We start from the raw sequence: 17,058 nt of genomic DNA, 5'->3' as shown, positions 1-17,058 counted from the left end.
ACACTTTGCTGCATTACAAACAAGTAAATAAATTGTTTTATTTATTTTAACAAGAATCATTTTCCTATTATTATATTCGTCTGATTAAACCTTATTGACATGAAGAAATTCTTTTCCCTCCTATTGCTGGGATCTTTAGCAATTACCGCAAACGCACAAACTACTGCCCCTGTGCCAACAGCTCAATCATTCGGTAAAGTTGATAAAGCCGATCTGGAAATGACCAAATGCGATTTTGAGCCCGATGCCAATGCCGAAATTCTATTTGACAAGGGCGATACCTATTTTGATACACAATACAATATCAATACCGACAGGCACAAGCGAATCAAAATATTTAACGATAACGGTAAGGATGAGGCAAACATCCGCATAAAATACTATAGCGCCAATCGCTCGCAATATATAACCGGGCTACAGGCGCAAACCATTAATTTAACCAATGGCGCCGTTGAAATTATTAAGGTAGATAAAAAACAGATCTTCACCGAAGCCGTAGATAAATACTACTCGGCGCTGGTTTTCTCGTTTCCAAATGTAAAACCAGGCTGTATTATCGAATATAAATACAGGCTAACCAGCGCCTCTGTGAGCGATTTTCCCGACTGGTATTTTCAAAGTGATCTGCCTACTCGGTACAGCGAGTTAGATACTAACATCCCGGATATTTTAACCTATAAGAGGCTGCCAAATTTGCATTCGCCATACGTAGTTGATAAAACAAGTTCGTCAAATACCCATACCGAAGCGATGGCCAATATTCCATCGTTAAAAGATGAACCCTATATGGATGCCCGTAATGATAATTCTGAGCGGATCCTTTTCCAGTTGTTAAGTATCCGCATACCCGGGTATTTTATGCCAAATTTCCAGGATTCATGGAAAAAAGTGGGTGAAAACAGGATGAATAACGAGGATTTTGGCGGTCAGCTGAACAGGAAACTTGCCGGCGAAGAATTAATTATCAACAAGGCCAAGGCCCTTAAAACCAATGATGAAAAAATTGCCTATGTTTTTAACGAGGTTAAAAACATCATGAAGTGGAATGATAGTTATGACATTAGCAGTACCGACGGAACCCCGAAAGCCTGGGAGAAAAAAGTGGGTAACTCTGCCGAAATAAACATAATACTTTATCACTTACTAAAAAAATCGGGGTTGACTGTTTATCCTATGATGGTAAGCACACGCACAAACGGGCGGATAAACCCAAGCTACCCGAGTGTTTATCAGTTCAACAGCATGATAGCTTATATCCCTGTTGATAGCGCTAAATATTATGCGCTTGATGCCACCAGTAAATACAACCTTTACAATAAGGTGCCCGATAACTTTTTAAACTCGTTTGGCTTTTATATTGATGACGCAAATAAGATATACGATCTTTCGTTTTTACAGGAACCGGAACCTGTACGCCAGGTTGTTTTATTGAATGCCGAAATTAAGCCCGATGGCAAAATGAGCGGCAGCGCCGATATCAGCAGCTTCAGCTACAATAAAATAAGGTATACTAAAAAGTTTAAAACCGACGGCGAAAAAAAATATAACGACTATTTACGCGAGGACAACAACAACCTTAAAATATCGGAACTTACGTTCGAGAATATGGACATCGACACGCTGCCGCTGCGTCAAAAGCTCAGCTTCAATCTTGACCTTACCGGTAGCGATGATAATTATATCTACTTTAACTCAAACCTGTTTACCGGCCTTAAAACAAACCCGTTTTTGGCCGAAAACCGCTTTACTGATATTGATTTTGGCTACCGCGACAACTACGCCATCACCGGCATTTTTAAAATTCCGACAGGATATAAAATTGATGCTATGCCTAAAAGCATCAGCATGGCTATACCCGATGGAACCGTAGTTTTTAAACGCCTGGTTGCCGAGCAGGATGGGTCAATAATGGTGCGCTTTAGCATCGATCATAAAAAGTCGATGTATTTTAAAGAGAATTACCCCGAGTTCCGTGAGTTTTGTAAAAAAATGTACGACATGCTTAACGAGCAAATTGTACTTAAAAAAGGCTGATAAAATTATGCTTATTAAACATTGCACCAGGCTGCTGCTTACCACAGCGGCCTTATGTGCGCTATATACCACGGGTTATAGCCAGGATAAAAATATACCTAAAAATCTTTATATCGCAGCAACGATACCCGATTCGTTGAAGGAGGATGCAAATTCGGTTGTGCGGTACAGCATGGAAGATGATAATATTGTTGGCCCCGGCAGAGCTTATGAACATTTCCATAAAATTGTTACCGTTTTAAACGAAAAAGGAAATGATGAAGCTGAAATCGGGCTGCATTATAATAAAAAATACACTATAGTAAACTCATTTGAGATGCGTGTTTATGGTGCCGACGGAACATTAATAAAAAAATACCACAAAAGTGATATGTATGATAGGTTGACCGTTGATAATGAAACGATGGTAACCGATGATAGGTCGCTTAGTATTGGACATACTATCGCAGTCTATCCTACAACAATTGAGTATATTTATGATTTAGATGTCAGGAGTCTCATTGATCTTGGTGCTTGGGTCTATCAGGATTATGAGCAAGCTGTTGAAAATGCATACTACCATATTTCCATTAACAGCAATGCTGGATTTAGATATATTAACAAAAACACCAATGTCCGTCCGCAAAAAAACACTATTGATAAAATTGACAGCTATTCCTGGAAAATTAATAACCTAAAGGCTTTTAAACCAGAGGAAGGGTCAGAATCATGGAGGGTGCTACCCAAAGTATCCTTTGCGGCTAATGATTTTGAATATTATGGGGTTCCCGGAAACATCAGCTCCTGGCAAAACTATGGAAAATGGCAACAGTCTTTAAACGCAGACGTATGCAGCCTCAGCCCGAAGCGGGTTCAGGAAATACAGGCAATGACTGCAGATATTAAAACAGACAAGGAAAAAGTAAGATTTCTATACAATTACTTGCAAAAAAATGTTAGATATGTTGGGATACAGCTTGGCATAGGAGGATTGAAGCCCTTCCCTGCCAGTTTTGTTGATGAAAAAAAATACGGCGATTGCAAAGGACTATCAAACTATATGTGTGCGATGCTTAAAGCGGTCAACATTCCTGCATATTACGCCAAAGTAAGGGCAGGAACAAATGAGGAGCCATATAATCCTACATTTCCTAACGATTTATCAAATCACATCATCGTTTGCGTTCCATTTAAGAATGACACAACGTGGTTGGAATGTACCAGCCAAACACAATCGTTTGGCAAGTTAGGCAAGTTTACAGAAAACAGAAATGCCTTAATAATTACGGATGATGGCGGAAAATTGGTTAACACCCCCAAAAGTATTGCTATTGATAATCAGCTTAATGCCGAAGCTCATATTGTATTGGATGCTGATGGTGGATCCAAGGCGCATCTAAAAATTTTAACAACCGGCGATTATCGTGATGATTATATTGGCATAGAAGCTTTGAAAACGGATGAACAAAAGCAAGTAATTATAAGAATGCTTAATATGAAACAACCCTCCGAATTAATCTTCAAGCCATCGATAGATAGCAATGGCATTAAAGAGGTAAATATTGATTTGGGTTACGATAAGTTTTGCGACATAACCTCTGGCGATAAACATTTTTATAAGCCCCGTATATTTGATCTGTGGCAAGCAACATTGCCTGTTGAAGAAAAAAGAAAAAACGATTATTATTTTGATGTGCCGGTGTTAAAAACATGTGTTACTACTATCGATCTCCCGGCAGGCTTTGAAGTTGAAACTTTACCTGCCAGCCAAAGCCTCAAATTCAGCTATGGTACTTATGACGTCAAGTACACATACGATGCGGCTAAAAATCAAGTGGTGAACACGACAAAGTTCAACTTAACCAACCAGGTAATCCCTGCAGCCAAATACAACGAAATGCAGGTATATTTTGACGCCATCGCCAAAGTGCAAAATAAAAAACTGGTGATACGCCGCAAAGCTTAAATTTGCGCCTGATGATATTCAGGCTTGATGAACGTTTACTTTTTCCTGAGCCCGATCTGGCCGAACCAGACGGGCTTTTGGCTGTAGGCGGCGATTTATCAACTCAAAGGCTGTTACTCGCTTATCAAAATGGCATTTTCCCCTGGTATAGCGACGATTCGCCTATCCTGTGGTATTCGCCGCATGAGCGCTTTGTACTGTATCCCGATGAATTAAAAATTTCCAAATCAATGCGCCAGGTGTTGCGCTCCAACCGGTTCGGGGTTACAACCAATACCTGCTTCGCCGATATTATAAAAGCCTGCTCGGCGGCACCACGCGAAGGGCAGGACGGCACCTGGATTACCGATGACATGCAGGCCGCCTACATCAACATGAATGCTGAAGGTTACGCCCATTCTGTTGAAGTATGGGAGCAAGGCCAATTGGTTGGAGGGCTTTACGGCGTTTGGGTTGGCGATGTTTTTTGTGGCGAAAGCATGTTTAGTAAAGCAAGCAACGCGTCAAAAACAGCGTTAATTTACCTGTGCCAAACCAATAAATTTAAACTAATTGATTGCCAGGTGCACACCAGTCACCTGGAATCAATGGGGGCACGAATGATACCACGAGAGCAATATATAGCCATTTTGCACAATAGTTTGCTTTGATTGGTTACCTTTGAGGGGTATGCAACAGGCCAACACAAAAGAGCGTATTATTTTAGGAATCGACCCCGGAACCGCTGTTATGGGCTATGGCCTGGTGAAAGAAACCGGCCCCAGGATAGAACTTATTGCCCTTGGTGTTGTAAAGATGGAAAAGCTTGACGACCACATGCTCAAGCTACAGCGCATATTTGAAAAAACCGTTGCCCTTATTGATAATTATAATCCCGACTGCCTGGCTATCGAAGCGCCGTTTTACGGTAAAAACATCCAGGTTATGCTTAAACTGGGCCGGGCGCAGGGCGTGGCTATTGCGGCGGCGCTATCGCGCAATTTAGATATTACAGAATATGCTCCCCGCAAAATAAAACAATCTATAACCGGCAACGGAAATGCTACTAAAGAGCAGGTTGCCGCCATGCTGCAAAACTTGTTAAAGTTTAAAGAAACGCCCGATTTTTTAGATGCCACCGATGGCCTGGCCGTTGCTGTTTGCCATTCTTTTCAAAGGATGGGTACAGCCACCAAATCGGCTTCGGGCAGCAAAAAATCATATTCGGGCTGGGATACCTTTGTGAAGGACAATGCAAAAAGGATAGTTTAAATCCGGCTCCCCAAAGTCATTTTAAAAACCAACAGGCCTTCGGTAACATTTTCTGTTTCCCGCCGTATAAGCCGCAATGACAAACGCAGATCGCTTTCGGAATTAAGAAATTTAACCCCAAAGAAACCACGTGTCTGTCAGCCTATTAAATTCGCAACAAACCGTTCTTTTTTGCATTATTTTATTACAAAAAGCAATAAATTGTTGACAAAGTGCACTTTAACAATTACTTTTAAGTCCCCTTAATTGATTGATCATGATCCGAGTACGGTCTAAAAATGTGCTATTGGTTGCTCCCGATACTTTTTCGGTTGAGTTGTTGCCGAATAATAAACAATTTAAGCATATTTCGTCAACAAGTCATATTTTTCCGTCCATTCACGAGCAAAAACCCAACCTGGTAATTTTTGATTACGATCATCTAAACGCCGACATAGAAAAGATATTGCGTCGCTTACAATCAAACCCCGCTTACAATAAAATAAAGATTTGCTGTTACAAGCAAAAGGAACACACCAAGGTTGATAGCCTTTTAAAAGTGCTCGGCGTTGATTACATTTTTTATCCCGAAGATTTCAAGAAAGCCGAAAAAGCCAAGGGCATTGCAAATGCTTTTGCCAATATTTTCGATGCTCCGGTGATGCCCCTGCTGGTAAAGGCTTCGAGTTAAAATACGTTGTAGCATACGTACACATTATCCGTATTTAAATAAATTGTCAGTGCCCGGCGTGGCAACCTCGCCGCATGCTTAACGGATTTGCACAGTTCGCGATTGCTTCGTACCTGGCAATGACGGGAATTTAGTACATTGATCTAACTACATTTCTTTGCCCGTTATCCCAATTTTTTTAGGTTTCCCTGATGGGTACCCGACATAATGTAGTTATCATTTTCCGCTCCATATTATTCGGTGTATTTTCCAAAAAAAGGTTCCTGTCTTCCACGAATATCAAAACCTCCCGGCCGTACAGTTTTTTCCTACTGGTATTATTATAACCTTTTATGCTAATAAATTCACCAATATTGTATTTCATCAAAATATGACCAATATTGCCTGTTCAATACAACCTTTATGAAAATAAGATTAGCGATAGCATTTATTTTGTTGGTACTGGCCTGCGGCGAAAGCTATGGGTACACAAAATTAACAGATACCATTTTTGCGGCGCTGTTAAAACCTATCGGGCGTACCGTAATCAACAAGCAGCATCAATTAGAATTGATTACGTCCGCAGCACATTTTGGTTTTAGCTTTAAAGGGACTGAATGCGCGGTATATGCCACAATTGCCGTAGCCGGTCAGCATAATTACCTGCAATATGAGCTGGATGGTGTTTACCAAAAAAGAGTAAGGGTCGATGGCGGTGTAACCGCGCCGGTTATAATAAAGGCGGACGCCCCCGGGAAACACCGCGTTTGGATATATAAAGCAACGGAAGCCCATACAGGGGCCATCATCATATCAAAAATAGCAGCGCCCGGTATAAAAAGCCAGGCGATACCCAAACTGCCATTAATTGAGTTTATAGGCAACAGCATTACCTGCGGCGCGGCGGCAGATGATTCGGAAATACCATGCGGCACCGGCGAATACCACGACCATCACAATGCCTATATGGCTTACGGGCCAAGGGTGAGCCGGGCTTTAAATGCCAATTTTGTTTTGGCCAGCGTAAGTGGTATTGGCATTTATCGTACGTGGAACAGGAACGGCCCTTCGATGCCGCAGGTGTATGAAAATACTGATTTCCAGGTTAACAATCCGCAAAAATGGAACTTTAATACATACAGCCCCAAAATTGTGAGTATTGCTTTAGGAACAAATGATATGAGCAAAGGCGACGGCAGCCCCAGGGCCGCTTTTGATACCCTGAAGTTTGTGGCCGATTATGTAAAATTCGTGCAGCTGGTAAAATCCAAATATCCCAAAGCGCAGATTGCTTTGCTAAGCAGCCCCATGATACGGGATACATCCAATACTATTTTACAGCATTGCCTTATCAGCATAAAAAAGCAGATAGATACTATTTACCCCAGTGATAAACCGGTAGCCACTTTCTTTTTTAAGCCGATGGATGCACACGGTTGTTCCGGCCATCCCAGTGTGGCCGATCATCAAATACTGGCCGAAGAGCTTAAACCATTTTTTGAAGGCCTGTTGAAAGCGAATTGACAGGCACAAAAAAGGGGAGGTCACCAATATGACATCCCCCTTTTTATATTTTAAACCATGTTACTACGCGTCGCCTTTCGGCTTAACCGGCGCGTTCTTAGCCGGTGTGGCTTTTTTTGTAGGTGCTGCCTTCTTTGCCGGTTTTGCGGGTTCTTCAACTTCGGGATGGTCAATAACCAAAGGCAACTCCTGCTGATGACCTTCGTTGGTTATTTCGGCAGGTTCATCATCAAAACTTTCGGGCCTGTTTATTTTTGCCTGTTGTTCTTCGGCAACCGCAGCTAAACCGGTTGGCAGTTCGGCCAGGATGGTACGGCCGCCTTTCACTACGTCGCCAATATTTACCAAAATATTTGATCCTAAAGGCAGGAAAACATCAACCCTTGATCCAAACTTGATAAAGCCAAACTGCTGCCCTTGCTCTACAATATCACCCTCTTTTACATACCATACAATACGGCGGGCCAAAGCGCCTGCTATTTGCCTGAACAAAACCGATACACCCTCGCTGTTTTGAACACAGATAGTAGTACGCTCGTTTTCTGTTGACGATTTGGGGTGCCAGGCCACCAGGTATTTGCCTTTGTGGTATTTAAAATAGCTTACCACACCCGCAATTGGGTTACGGTTTACGTGCACATTAACCGGCGACATAAATACCGACAGCTGGATGCGTTTATCTTTTAAAAATTCGGTTTCTTCGGTTTCTTCAATCACCACTACTTTTCCATCGGCAGGGCAAAGTACAGTAGTTTCGTCGGTGCTGATGTCAAAAAACGGGCTACGGAAAAACTGCACGATAACCAGGAAAAAAAATCCCGATAAGATGTAAATAAACCATTTAAGCGCATGTTCCTGCGGAAAATAAAACTGCACCACCGCGTTAAGTACAAAAATAAAAAGTACTGTTATGGCTAATGAGGTGTATCCTTCTTTATGAAAAGTCATATTATAGATGATTTATTACAAAGCTACTAATTTGAAATGAAGTATAAGTATGCATAAACAATAGGCGCGGCCATTAATAATCCGTCGAACCTATCCAGCAGGCCCCCGTGGCCAGGCAAAATGCCGCCGCTATCTTTTACGTTGATGCTGCGTTTAAACATCGATTCAACCAAATCGCCCAGGGTGCCAAAGCACGAAATAAGGATAGCTATGGTAACCCATTGTTTCCAGGTAAGTTCGGTATAAAAGTGGGCCAGTATTAAAGCGGCAACTGCGCTGATGATGATGCCGCCAATTAGTCCCTCGTAAGTTTTTTTAGGCGAGTGGCGTTCAAACAGCTTGGTTTTACCCATTTTGCTGCCCACCAGGTAAGCCCCGGTGTCGTTGCTCCACAAAATAATGAGGAAGGCAAGCGGGATATGGAAGTTAAAAACAGCGCCCGCGCCCATAAATGCCATAGCGTGAAAAAACATGAACGGCACTACTGCAAATATGATCCCCAGAAAAGTAAAGGCGATATTGGTGAACGGAGCAGTTGTTTTTTTATATAATTCCTGTATAAAAATGGCGCTGAAAGTAACGGGGAGTAAAAATATTAACCGCCAGGCCGGGAAGTAGAAGTTGGCCGCAACCAGTAAAAAAAACAATGCGCCGTTGATAATACCGGTTTCGCGGCTGGCCGTCATGCCGCCCTCCCTTACCAGTTTATAAAATTCGAACAGGCAGAAGGCGGATAATAACAGGTAAAACCCACTGAAAACGTATGGCCCCAACAGGTTTGAGGCAATCATCACGATAATAAAAAAGAAGCCGGTGATGGCGCGTAATTTCATAAACTAATTTGATTGAGGATCATGATCTCGATAGCCTTACTAAAATCCTCCTGGTGAATGTAAACTTCAATATCGCCGAAGGCACGGTGCGATGAATCTTGTTTGTTTAATAAAACGGTATCGATATGGTGGCGGATAAGTACTTGCTTAACAATCTCTGATTGATAAAAATTGGATGAACTAAAAATTTTGACCCAGTTTTTTTCCATTAATTACTCAGCGCGGTTTTTTTTGCATCGATACATTTCTATATATAAAAAGCAAAAATAATACAATTATCAAGCTAAAAGTATAGGCCCATAAATTAAATACATGCTGATCATCGGGATTAAGCTTAACTATTTTTTGATTATACAGGTATGTAATAACCACCGCCGAACCGTTATTTAAAAAATGCCCCCAAACGCCCGTCCAGATGCTGCCGCTATACGCTACAAAATAGCCGAATATGGCGCCCAGGAACAACCTTGGCAAAAAAGTAAAAAACTCCATGTGAAAAGCGCTGAACAGGATGGCGGTTATCCAGATAGCAGCATGTTTGTTTTTGGTAAGGCGCACAAAAATGGTTTGGATGACGCCGCGGAACAAAAACTCTTCGGCAATGGCGGTAAGCAGGCCTACAACAAATACCGCCCACAACATGCTCCAGATATTTTTCATGCTGAGCATAGCCTCGGTTGCTTTTTGTGCCGATTGCTCGGCAGCGCGCATCCACTCTTCCAGTCCTTTTAACGATGCGGGTAAAACCAGCCTTTGGTTAATATTGGTTAAAGCCTCCATTATAGGGTTTGAAAACAGCATGATGGTAAATATCAGCAGCAAAAAAACCGGGTTGAAATTAAAGGTGGGCTTCAGATAATCGCGGGTATCGTTCATGATTAATCGGGCAAAAATGACCGGAGCCAGGAATAACGGGATAGTTGTGCTTACTATTTGCAATATCCACAACGCCGAACCAAGGTGGGGATTGCCGGTATTAAATGCAAAGGTATCGGTAAGGGTTTTCATCCCAAAAACAGACATGATAACCCCCGCGGCTATCGCCGAAAAAACGATCACCAAGCCAATAGTTATCCCGGTGATGCTTAGAAACTGAAGGAAGGGATTAATGGTATTTGTTTGCGGAGTGTCCTGTTTTATAGGTTCTTGTATCATTTAGGGTAATTTTCGTATTTTTGCAGGGCTAAAGATAAGCATGTCTGTACAAATAGGAAATATTGATTTAGGAGAGTTCCCGCTGTTGCTGGCACCGATGGAAGATGTGAGCGATCCTCCCTTCCGTTACGTGTGCAAGCAAAACGGCGCGGATATGATGTACACCGAGTTCATCTCGAGCGAAGGCCTCATCCGCGATGCGGCAAAAAGCCGCCAGAAACTGGACATTTTTGAGTACGAAAGGCCCATTGGCATCCAGATCTTCGGCAGCGATATCGACCATATGCGCGAGGCCACCGAAATTGCATCCCTTGCCGGGCCCGACCTGATGGATATTAACTACGGCTGCCCGGTAAAACAGGTAGCCTGCCGCGGCGCCGGCGCCAGTCTATTGCAGGATATTGATAAAATGGTAGCCATGACCAAAGCGGTTGTTGAAGCTACCCACCTGCCCGTAACCGTAAAAACCCGTTTAGGTTGGGATGATAATACCAAAAACGTATACGAAGTGGCCGAACGCCTGCAGGATGTGGGCATAAAAGCCCTTACCATTCACGGCCGTACCCGTGCGCAGATGTATAAAGGCGTTGCCGATTGGTCGCTGATAAGGGATATCAAGAAAAACCCGCGTATAAAAATCCCCATTTTCGGCAATGGCGACATCGATTCGCCCGAAAAAGCGGCCAACTGGCGTATGGAATTTGGGGTAGACGGTATGATGATTGGCCGTGCAGCCATTGGTTACCCCTGGATTTTCAGGGAGATAAAACATTTTTTTAATACCGGCGAGCACTTAGATAAACCAACCATTACCGAACGCATTGCAGCCTGCTCAACCCACCTGCAAAAATCTATAGAGTGGAAAGGCCCGAAAACCGGTATTTTTGAAATGCGCAGGCACTATTCAAACTACTTTAAAGGGATAGATCACTTTAAAGAATTCCGCATGAGGCTGGTAACGGCAGGCGATTTAGAGGAGGTGCAACAGATACTGGCCGAGATTGACGAAAAATATGCCATAGAAATGGCTTAATATTTGTTCGCTTTCATTATATTTGAATTTAAACGAGACAATATCCTCATGGTTACCACTATTACAGAAGGTGTTAAGGTTTCCATAGAAACCATATATCAGCCCGAGTATTCTAACCCGGCTAATGATCATTTTATGTTTGCCTACAAGGTGAGCATCGAGAATATGAGCAATTATGCTATCCAGCTAATTAGCCGCCACTGGTATATTTTTGATTCCAACGGCGCCAAGCGCGAAGTGGAAGGCGAAGGTGTGGTAGGCCAGCAACCGGTGATAGAACCCGGCCATGCGCATGAGTACGTTTCGGGCTGTAACCTTAAAACCGATATGGGCAGCATGAAAGGCGAATACCAGATGACCCGCCTGATGGATAACGCCAGCTTTAATGTGCAAATCCCGGAATTTTATTTGATTGCACCGTATAGGATGAATTAAAGAGTCAAGAGATTAGAATCAAGAATTAAGACAAAAAATATAAAGCCTGGATGAGTGATTGTCCGGGCTTTTTTGTGGGGTGGGCTGAGATTAAATACTGTCGGAAGCCTGTAATTTCCCCGCGTTTGCGTAAGGGATAGTAACAAATACCGGCCCCGCGCCTAATGCCTGCAGCCGTATAAGTGTATAGCCCGACCCGACCAAAGGAGGGTTACGCCATAATTATTGTGTCGCCTAAATAGTTTGGTAGTCTTCTTCTGTCCCTCATCCAATTGCTATGCGCTTAATCTCCTGGTTTCCCGGTGATCGATTTAGCAACTTAAAACTACAAGGTAGTTCACCCTTTTATTCGTAATGCGGTCTAATACATACAAAAAAAGTATCGTGAAAATTAAAACCGCTGTTTTTAAGTTGGATAGCCTGTACAAATTGGGCCTGTCTGCTTTGACCATAATGGCTTCTTCGTATGTTTCGGCTCAAACCACCAGTGCAAGTAACTACTTTGTTGCCCAACCCGTTCCGGATAGGACGGTGATATTTGGAGTTGCGGATGCGGGCGTTTCTAAACCCATTACGTTTGGATTAGATTTGGCCTGGCTCAGCGAAGAAAACGTGAGACGGGGAGTAGCCTTTATGGGTGCGGATAGGGTGCGCCTGGTGCGGTCTTCCTTTACGCCAACTTCCGCATTGGTAAATGGCGACCTCGCGCCCGCGGAACTCGCCACACTTAATAAACGAATAAATATAATTAATACCTGGCTGAGCCCAAATACCAAAGTGGTGTTAAATGACGACAACCCCACGGTTGATCCCTCGTTTGCTGGCAATGCCACTAATTGGGCGCAACTAATAGATGTAACTACCCGGCGGCACCAGGATGCCGGACACACCGTAATTACCGTCTCGCCATTTAATGAGCCCGATAACCCATCGAGTACGCAAGGTTCGGTTACCGATTTTTTTAATATTGCCGGCTTGCTGAAAGCTAATCCCCGCTTTGCCAATATTCGTATCAGCGGGGGCAACACGCTGAATGACGATCAGGCCTTAACCTGGTACATCCCTTTAAAAGACAGGTTAGATGAAGGAAATACGCACCAGCTTGCCGGTAGTTTTGATAACTATGCTTCTTTTCAGCAAACCGTGAGGGCCAACTCCCATTATGCCACTAATGATGAGTTGCACAATGTTATGGAAGCGATGGTTGGTGCTGAATATGGTATGCAGGCCGGTATCTGGTGGGGCACAGCCGAGCTGGCCCGCGGCGAGTTTGTAAAAGCCAGCGACGGCGTTCGGCTCGGATATGCCGAACACCGCCCCAACTGGACAGCTGCATCGGTTTACCGGAACCCCGATGGCAAGGTGCAGGCCTTCGCCGGCATGTCTGAACGGCAGGGCGTTACCACCACCTATCGGTTTGTATCAAAAGACAGGGACGTGTACTACAATGGTTATGGCCCGCAACGGGAATACACCATGGTAATGCCCGGCGGCGCTGCCGGCAGTTACCAGAATGGACAAACCAATGCCGAAAGGGTGGTAAATGTAACCTGGGGCGAGGATATTCAGCCCGTTATCAGCGGACGTTACGTACTGGTGAACCGCAATAGCGGTAAAGTACTGCAGGTTGCGGGGGGCGGTACCGCAGCAGGTACAAATCTTGTGCAGGGAACCAATACCGGGGCCGCTTATCAGCAATGGGATGTAACCCCGGTTGATTCAAGAATAGGGGGCGACTTTAGTTACTTTAGCTTTATTAATGTAAACAGCAGCAAAGCGGCAGACCTCTTTAATTTTTCGCTGGACAATGGTGCTACCATCGACGCATGGGACGATAATAAAAACGCCGCCCAGCAATGGTACCTGGAATATACCCAGGATGGCTGGTTTTATATCCGCAGCCGTTACAGTGCAAAATGTATTGATGTATTTAATGGCAGCACCGCAGATGGGGCAAACATCTGCCAATGGGATAAAAATGGGGGAACCAACCAGCAATGGCGTCTTCTGCCTGTTGGTGCAGCGGTGGAATTTGTTGCGCCGGCTACACCCACCAATCTGGTTTCCAAGGCAAATGCCGAATCTGTACTGTTGAGCTGGACTGCCAGCCCCGACAAAGACGTGGCCGGGTATAACATTTATCGTTCAGCAACGACGGGGGGTACCTATACTACCATCGCACGCAACATAACCTCAACCTCTTTTGTAGATAACACCACCACCATAAACGGAACATACTTTTATAAAATAAAAGCGGTAGATAAATCCCTGAATTTTTCGGCTTATTCAACTGAGGTTTCGGCTGCTACAACCGGAGCAAAAAACCTTGTTGCTCAACTCCAATTCGAAGGGAATACCCGCGATAGCTCAATAAATTTAAACCACGGTGCTTCGTATGGCGATGTTTCATTCGTTGCGGGTAAGGTTGGTAAACAGGCAATTGCGCTCAACGGTACAAATACTTTTGTGCAACTGCCGGCAACTTTGGCAAATCAGCAAAGTATTACCATTGCCGCGTGGGTTTATTGGAACGGAGGGGCCGCCTGGCAACGCATCTTCGATTTTGGGAACGACCAGGATCAATACCTGTTTTTAACCCCAAACGGCGGGGCGGGACTACGTTTTGCAATTAAGAACGGCGGGGCCGAGCAAGGTTTAGAAGCAGCGGCATTACCTTCGGGGAAGTGGAGCCATGTGGCTGTAACCTTAGATACGGCCGGTGCAACCATATATGTTAATGGCGAAAAAGTGGCTTCCTCTGCTGCTATCACCATACGGCCATTGGACTTTAAACCCATACTGAACTACATAGGCCGCAGTCAATACCCCGATCCATTGTTCAACGGCAATATCGACGATTTCAGGGTGTACAACTACGCTTTATCGGTAAGCGAAATTACCCAGCTGACAGGAGGCCTCCAAACCATTACGTTTAACACCATTCCCCGGAAAAAAGCGGACGACGCCGATTTTGATGCCGGCGCGACAGCAAGCTCGGGCTTGCCGGTAAGTTATACCAGCAGCGATACTACCGTTGCAACCATTGTTAATAGGAAAATACATGTAGCCGGCCCGGGAACAAGTATAATTACCGCATTGCAACAGGGCAATAATATTTATACCGCGGCAACCCCGGTTAACCAAACTTTAACTATAGCGCTGCCGGTAACAAACTTTAAAATATCAGTAACCAGCGCCACCTGTAAAGGAAAAAATAACGGGTTGATAAATATCAAAGCGGCCAAATCTTTAAATTATACCGCCACCATTACAGGAAATAGCGTAAGCACGCCCTATCAGTTTACAGATTCCCTGCAGGTGCAAAATTTAGCGGCCGGCAGTTATGCTGTTTGCATAACGATAGCGGGAAAAACGGACAATCTGCAATGTGACAACGTAGTAGTAACTGAGCCGAAAGACCTATCGGTTTATTCAACGGTAAACAACAGCACCAATAGTATTGATTTGAAATTACAGGGCGGCGCCAGCTACAATATAAACCTAAACGGTATGTTGTACGCCACAACAGAAAACCTGGTAACCCTGTCCCTTTCAAAAGGAATGAATAAACTAACCGTAACCACCGACAAGGAATGCCAGGGCATTATACAAAAAGACATCATCGTAGCTAACAAGGCGCTGGTTTATCCCAACCCTTTTGAAAGTTCGTTAAACCTGAGCATTGGTAATGATGTTGTTAATAAGGCTGCTGTTCAAATCTGTAGCGTAAAAACCGGGCAGGTGCTTTATGCTAAGCAATATTCCAATCAATCGGGCATCATTTCTTTAGATCTGTCCAGTCTTGCGAAGGGCGTGTATATTCTTAAGCTGTCATTAGATAATTCCGAAACGCTATATAAAATAATAAAAAATGAAAAGTAGATTATTAATAGCCGCATTGTTTTTAATAGCGACGGGCTGCGGGAAAAAGAGTTCTCCCACGCCTCCTGCCCCGGATTTGACACCAGGCAAGGCGGTTTTGACGCTTCCAAAACAAAATGAGGCCTGCACAAGCGGAACAATTATTTCTGCAACCCAAAGTTCTGTTTTGTTTACATGGGCTGCTTCAAACAATGCCGATAGTTATGATTTAAACCTCAAAAACCTTTTAACGGGGCTTACCACATCGCAAACTGCAAGCACTACACAACTGCAAATAACCCTATTCAGAAACACGCCATATTCGTGGTATATCGTATCAAAATCAAGCAAGTCGGCGACTACGGTACAAAGCGATACCTGGAAATTTTACAATGCCGGTGCCGGCACGGTATCCTATGCGCCTTACCCGGCAGATGTTGTTGCCCCTGCTATTGGTCAAAATGTTGCCGCAGGTACGGTTAACCTGAGCTGGAAAGGCAGTTCGGTTAGCGGGAATATTTCGGGCTATGATGTATATTTCGGTACAAGTACATCACCGGCGGTATTAAAAAGCAACGTTATAGATAATTTCTATAATAATGTTAGTGTACTATCGGGATTACAATATTATTGGAAAATTGTTACCAAAGATGCCAATGGTAATACTTCCGATTCCGGCTTATTCCAATTTAAAGTGAACTGAGTTTTGTAATCCCCCGTATGCCGGCTGCCGACTACTTTGGTGCAAGTGTTGTGTGACTGGTTGCGGGTTTGCCTGCGCTGTTTGAACTGAGGGAAATATTTTTCCGGAAGGCTACTCATCGATATAATAATTGTAATAAACATCATCGTCATACCTTTTCAGGTCCGCCACTGGAGTAATGGTTTTGATAACGTCTTTTTCAATTATAACATCGTAGTCTTCTGAATTTAACTCATTGCAATGCGGGCAAAGCTCATTTTCCAGGATACCGTAAGCCCTAACCCTATCCAGGCCGGGAGCACCAATATCATAGCGGGGATTCCCACGGGCTAGCTCGTCGTTTACTTTATATTCGTATTGCCACGTTTTTGCAAATTTAAACTGAATCCTGTGGGCAAATAATTGGCCGCAATGCTCACACTTAAAATCGATAGTTAGCGTATTAAATGTCCCCATTTTTTATTACTTTTCTTAATGCTCTTGTATTACTCTTTTGCTCCGTTTAAAAATACAAAATCCCGGATGAAACGAACACCCGGGATTTGCACATTCATTACTTAGCATGGCGTTTACCTATCAGCGGGCCACAAGGCTGGAGGGTCGAGTAGGCAAGGGCATTTCAGCCCAAGCCTCTCACAGAACCGTACGTGAAGCTCTCACTTCATACGGCTCTTATTATACCATCAA

Annotated in this window: 14 protein-coding genes and 1 pseudogene; 10 read left to right on the top strand and 5 right to left on the bottom strand. The window is 43.8% G+C overall.

Features of this window, described 5'->3' with window-relative positions; all coding sequences use genetic code 11:
• The first annotated feature begins 99 nt into the window (after nucleotides 1-99).
• From BMX56_RS19645 to BMX56_RS19615, 6 genes are all read left to right on the top strand, one after another.
• Nucleotides 100-2,034, top strand: a complete 1,935-nt coding sequence (locus tag BMX56_RS19645; protein WP_090651390.1) for a DUF3857 domain-containing protein — start codon at nucleotides 100-102, stop codon at nucleotides 2,032-2,034.
• A gap of 172 nt (nucleotides 2,035-2,206) precedes the next feature.
• Nucleotides 2,207-3,979 carry a DUF3857 domain-containing transglutaminase family protein gene (locus BMX56_RS19640; RefSeq protein WP_177183868.1) on the top strand — a complete coding sequence of 591 codons (1,773 nt, stop codon included), beginning with the start codon at nucleotides 2,207-2,209 and terminating at the stop codon, nucleotides 3,977-3,979.
• Between the two features lie 11 nt (nucleotides 3,980-3,990).
• Complete coding sequence (gene aat / locus BMX56_RS19635; RefSeq protein ID WP_090651388.1) at nucleotides 3,991-4,629, top strand: leucyl/phenylalanyl-tRNA--protein transferase; 639 nt, start codon at nucleotides 3,991-3,993, stop codon at nucleotides 4,627-4,629.
• 19 nt (nucleotides 4,630-4,648) lie between these two features.
• Nucleotides 4,649-5,230 carry a crossover junction endodeoxyribonuclease RuvC gene (gene ruvC / locus BMX56_RS19630; RefSeq protein WP_090651387.1) on the top strand — a complete coding sequence of 194 codons (582 nt, stop codon included), beginning with the start codon at nucleotides 4,649-4,651 and terminating at the stop codon, nucleotides 5,228-5,230.
• Nucleotides 5,231-5,486: 256 nt separating this feature from the next.
• Nucleotides 5,487-5,900 carry a hypothetical protein gene (locus BMX56_RS19625; protein ID WP_090651386.1) on the top strand — a complete coding sequence of 138 codons (414 nt, stop codon included), beginning with the start codon at nucleotides 5,487-5,489 and terminating at the stop codon, nucleotides 5,898-5,900.
• A gap of 402 nt (nucleotides 5,901-6,302) precedes the next feature.
• The gene (locus BMX56_RS19615) at nucleotides 6,303-7,403 is read left to right on the top strand and encodes an SGNH/GDSL hydrolase family protein (RefSeq protein ID WP_090651384.1); all 1,101 of its coding nucleotides are present in this window, start codon (nucleotides 6,303-6,305) and stop codon (nucleotides 7,401-7,403) included.
• 294 nt (nucleotides 7,404-7,697) lie between these two features.
• Here BMX56_RS19615 and BMX56_RS19610 read toward each other — a convergent pair.
• From BMX56_RS19610 to BMX56_RS19595, 4 genes and pseudogenes are all read right to left on the bottom strand, one after another.
• Nucleotides 7,698-8,351: pseudogene (locus tag BMX56_RS19610) on the bottom strand (phosphatidylserine decarboxylase family protein); the annotation flags it as partial.
• 26 nt (nucleotides 8,352-8,377) lie between these two features.
• Complete coding sequence (locus tag BMX56_RS19605) at nucleotides 8,378-9,184, bottom strand: phosphatidate cytidylyltransferase (RefSeq protein ID WP_090651383.1); 807 nt, start codon at nucleotides 9,182-9,184, stop codon at nucleotides 8,378-8,380.
• On the bottom strand, nucleotides 9,181-9,393 hold the full coding sequence (locus BMX56_RS19600) for a hypothetical protein (RefSeq protein WP_090651382.1): 213 nt from the start codon (nucleotides 9,391-9,393) through the stop codon (nucleotides 9,181-9,183). The genes BMX56_RS19605 and BMX56_RS19600 overlap by 4 nt, the downstream gene beginning before the upstream one ends.
• A 7-nt stretch (nucleotides 9,394-9,400) precedes the next feature.
• Nucleotides 9,401-10,339 (bottom strand): CPBP family intramembrane glutamic endopeptidase, encoded by a 939-nt coding sequence (locus BMX56_RS19595; RefSeq protein ID WP_090651381.1) that lies wholly within the window; start codon nucleotides 10,337-10,339, stop codon nucleotides 9,401-9,403.
• Nucleotides 10,340-10,379: 40 nt separating this feature from the next.
• Between BMX56_RS19595 and dusB the strand changes: the two genes are divergently transcribed.
• The 4 genes from dusB (at nucleotide 10,380) to BMX56_RS19575 (ending at nucleotide 16,371) form a co-directional block, all read left to right on the top strand.
• On the top strand, nucleotides 10,380-11,372 hold the full coding sequence (gene dusB / locus BMX56_RS19590; RefSeq protein WP_090651380.1) for a tRNA dihydrouridine synthase DusB: 993 nt from the start codon (nucleotides 10,380-10,382) through the stop codon (nucleotides 11,370-11,372).
• A gap of 48 nt (nucleotides 11,373-11,420) precedes the next feature.
• Nucleotides 11,421-11,807 carry a Co2+/Mg2+ efflux protein ApaG gene (gene apaG, locus BMX56_RS19585; RefSeq protein ID WP_090651379.1) on the top strand — a complete coding sequence of 129 codons (387 nt, stop codon included), beginning with the start codon at nucleotides 11,421-11,423 and terminating at the stop codon, nucleotides 11,805-11,807.
• Between the two features lie 384 nt (nucleotides 11,808-12,191).
• Entirely contained in the window at nucleotides 12,192-15,689 is a 3,498-nt protein-coding gene (locus BMX56_RS19580; RefSeq protein WP_177183867.1) for an RICIN domain-containing protein, read from the top strand.
• Nucleotides 15,679-16,371 (top strand): flagellar basal body L-ring protein FlgH, encoded by a 693-nt coding sequence (locus BMX56_RS19575; RefSeq protein WP_090651377.1) that lies wholly within the window; start codon nucleotides 15,679-15,681, stop codon nucleotides 16,369-16,371. Before BMX56_RS19580 ends, BMX56_RS19575 begins: the two co-directional genes overlap by 11 nt.
• A gap of 111 nt (nucleotides 16,372-16,482) precedes the next feature.
• Here the strand turns inward: BMX56_RS19575 and BMX56_RS19570 are convergent, their stop codons facing one another.
• A complete protein-coding gene (locus BMX56_RS19570) occupies nucleotides 16,483-16,827 on the bottom strand; it encodes a hypothetical protein (protein ID WP_090651376.1) in 345 nt (114 codons plus the stop codon).
• Nucleotides 16,828-17,058: the final 231 nt, after the last annotated feature.

This window comes from Mucilaginibacter sp. OK283 (genome assembly GCF_900110415.1).
GTDB lineage: Bacteria > Bacteroidota > Bacteroidia > Sphingobacteriales > Sphingobacteriaceae > Mucilaginibacter.
The sequence above is the reverse complement of the archived record's forward strand: the minus strand, read 5'-3'. Positions and strand labels throughout refer to the sequence as shown.

Excerpts from the sequence above, each read along its gene's own strand:
- BMX56_RS19645 (WP_090651390.1), top strand. The coding sequence starts at position 100 with ATGAAGAAATTCTTTTCCCTCCTATTGCTGGGATCTTTAGCAATTACC.
- BMX56_RS19640 (WP_177183868.1), top strand. The coding sequence starts at position 2,207 with ATGGAAGATGATAATATTGTTGGCCCCGGCAGAGCTTATGAACATTTC.
- aat (WP_090651388.1), top strand. The coding sequence starts at position 3,991 with ATGATATTCAGGCTTGATGAACGTTTACTTTTTCCTGAGCCCGATCTG.
- ruvC (WP_090651387.1), top strand. The coding sequence starts at position 4,649 with ATGCAACAGGCCAACACAAAAGAGCGTATTATTTTAGGAATCGACCCC.
- BMX56_RS19625 (WP_090651386.1), top strand. The coding sequence starts at position 5,487 with ATGATCCGAGTACGGTCTAAAAATGTGCTATTGGTTGCTCCCGATACT.
- BMX56_RS19615 (WP_090651384.1), top strand. The coding sequence starts at position 6,303 with ATGAAAATAAGATTAGCGATAGCATTTATTTTGTTGGTACTGGCCTGC.
- BMX56_RS19605 (WP_090651383.1), bottom strand. The coding sequence starts at position 9,184 with ATGAAATTACGCGCCATCACCGGCTTCTTTTTTATTATCGTGATGATT.
- BMX56_RS19600 (WP_090651382.1), bottom strand. The coding sequence starts at position 9,393 with ATGGAAAAAAACTGGGTCAAAATTTTTAGTTCATCCAATTTTTATCAA.
- BMX56_RS19595 (WP_090651381.1), bottom strand. The coding sequence starts at position 10,339 with ATGATACAAGAACCTATAAAACAGGACACTCCGCAAACAAATACCATT.
- dusB (WP_090651380.1), top strand. The coding sequence starts at position 10,380 with ATGTCTGTACAAATAGGAAATATTGATTTAGGAGAGTTCCCGCTGTTG.
- apaG (WP_090651379.1), top strand. The coding sequence starts at position 11,421 with ATGGTTACCACTATTACAGAAGGTGTTAAGGTTTCCATAGAAACCATA.
- BMX56_RS19575 (WP_090651377.1), top strand. The coding sequence starts at position 15,679 with ATGAAAAGTAGATTATTAATAGCCGCATTGTTTTTAATAGCGACGGGC.
- BMX56_RS19570 (WP_090651376.1), bottom strand. The coding sequence starts at position 16,827 with ATGGGGACATTTAATACGCTAACTATCGATTTTAAGTGTGAGCATTGC.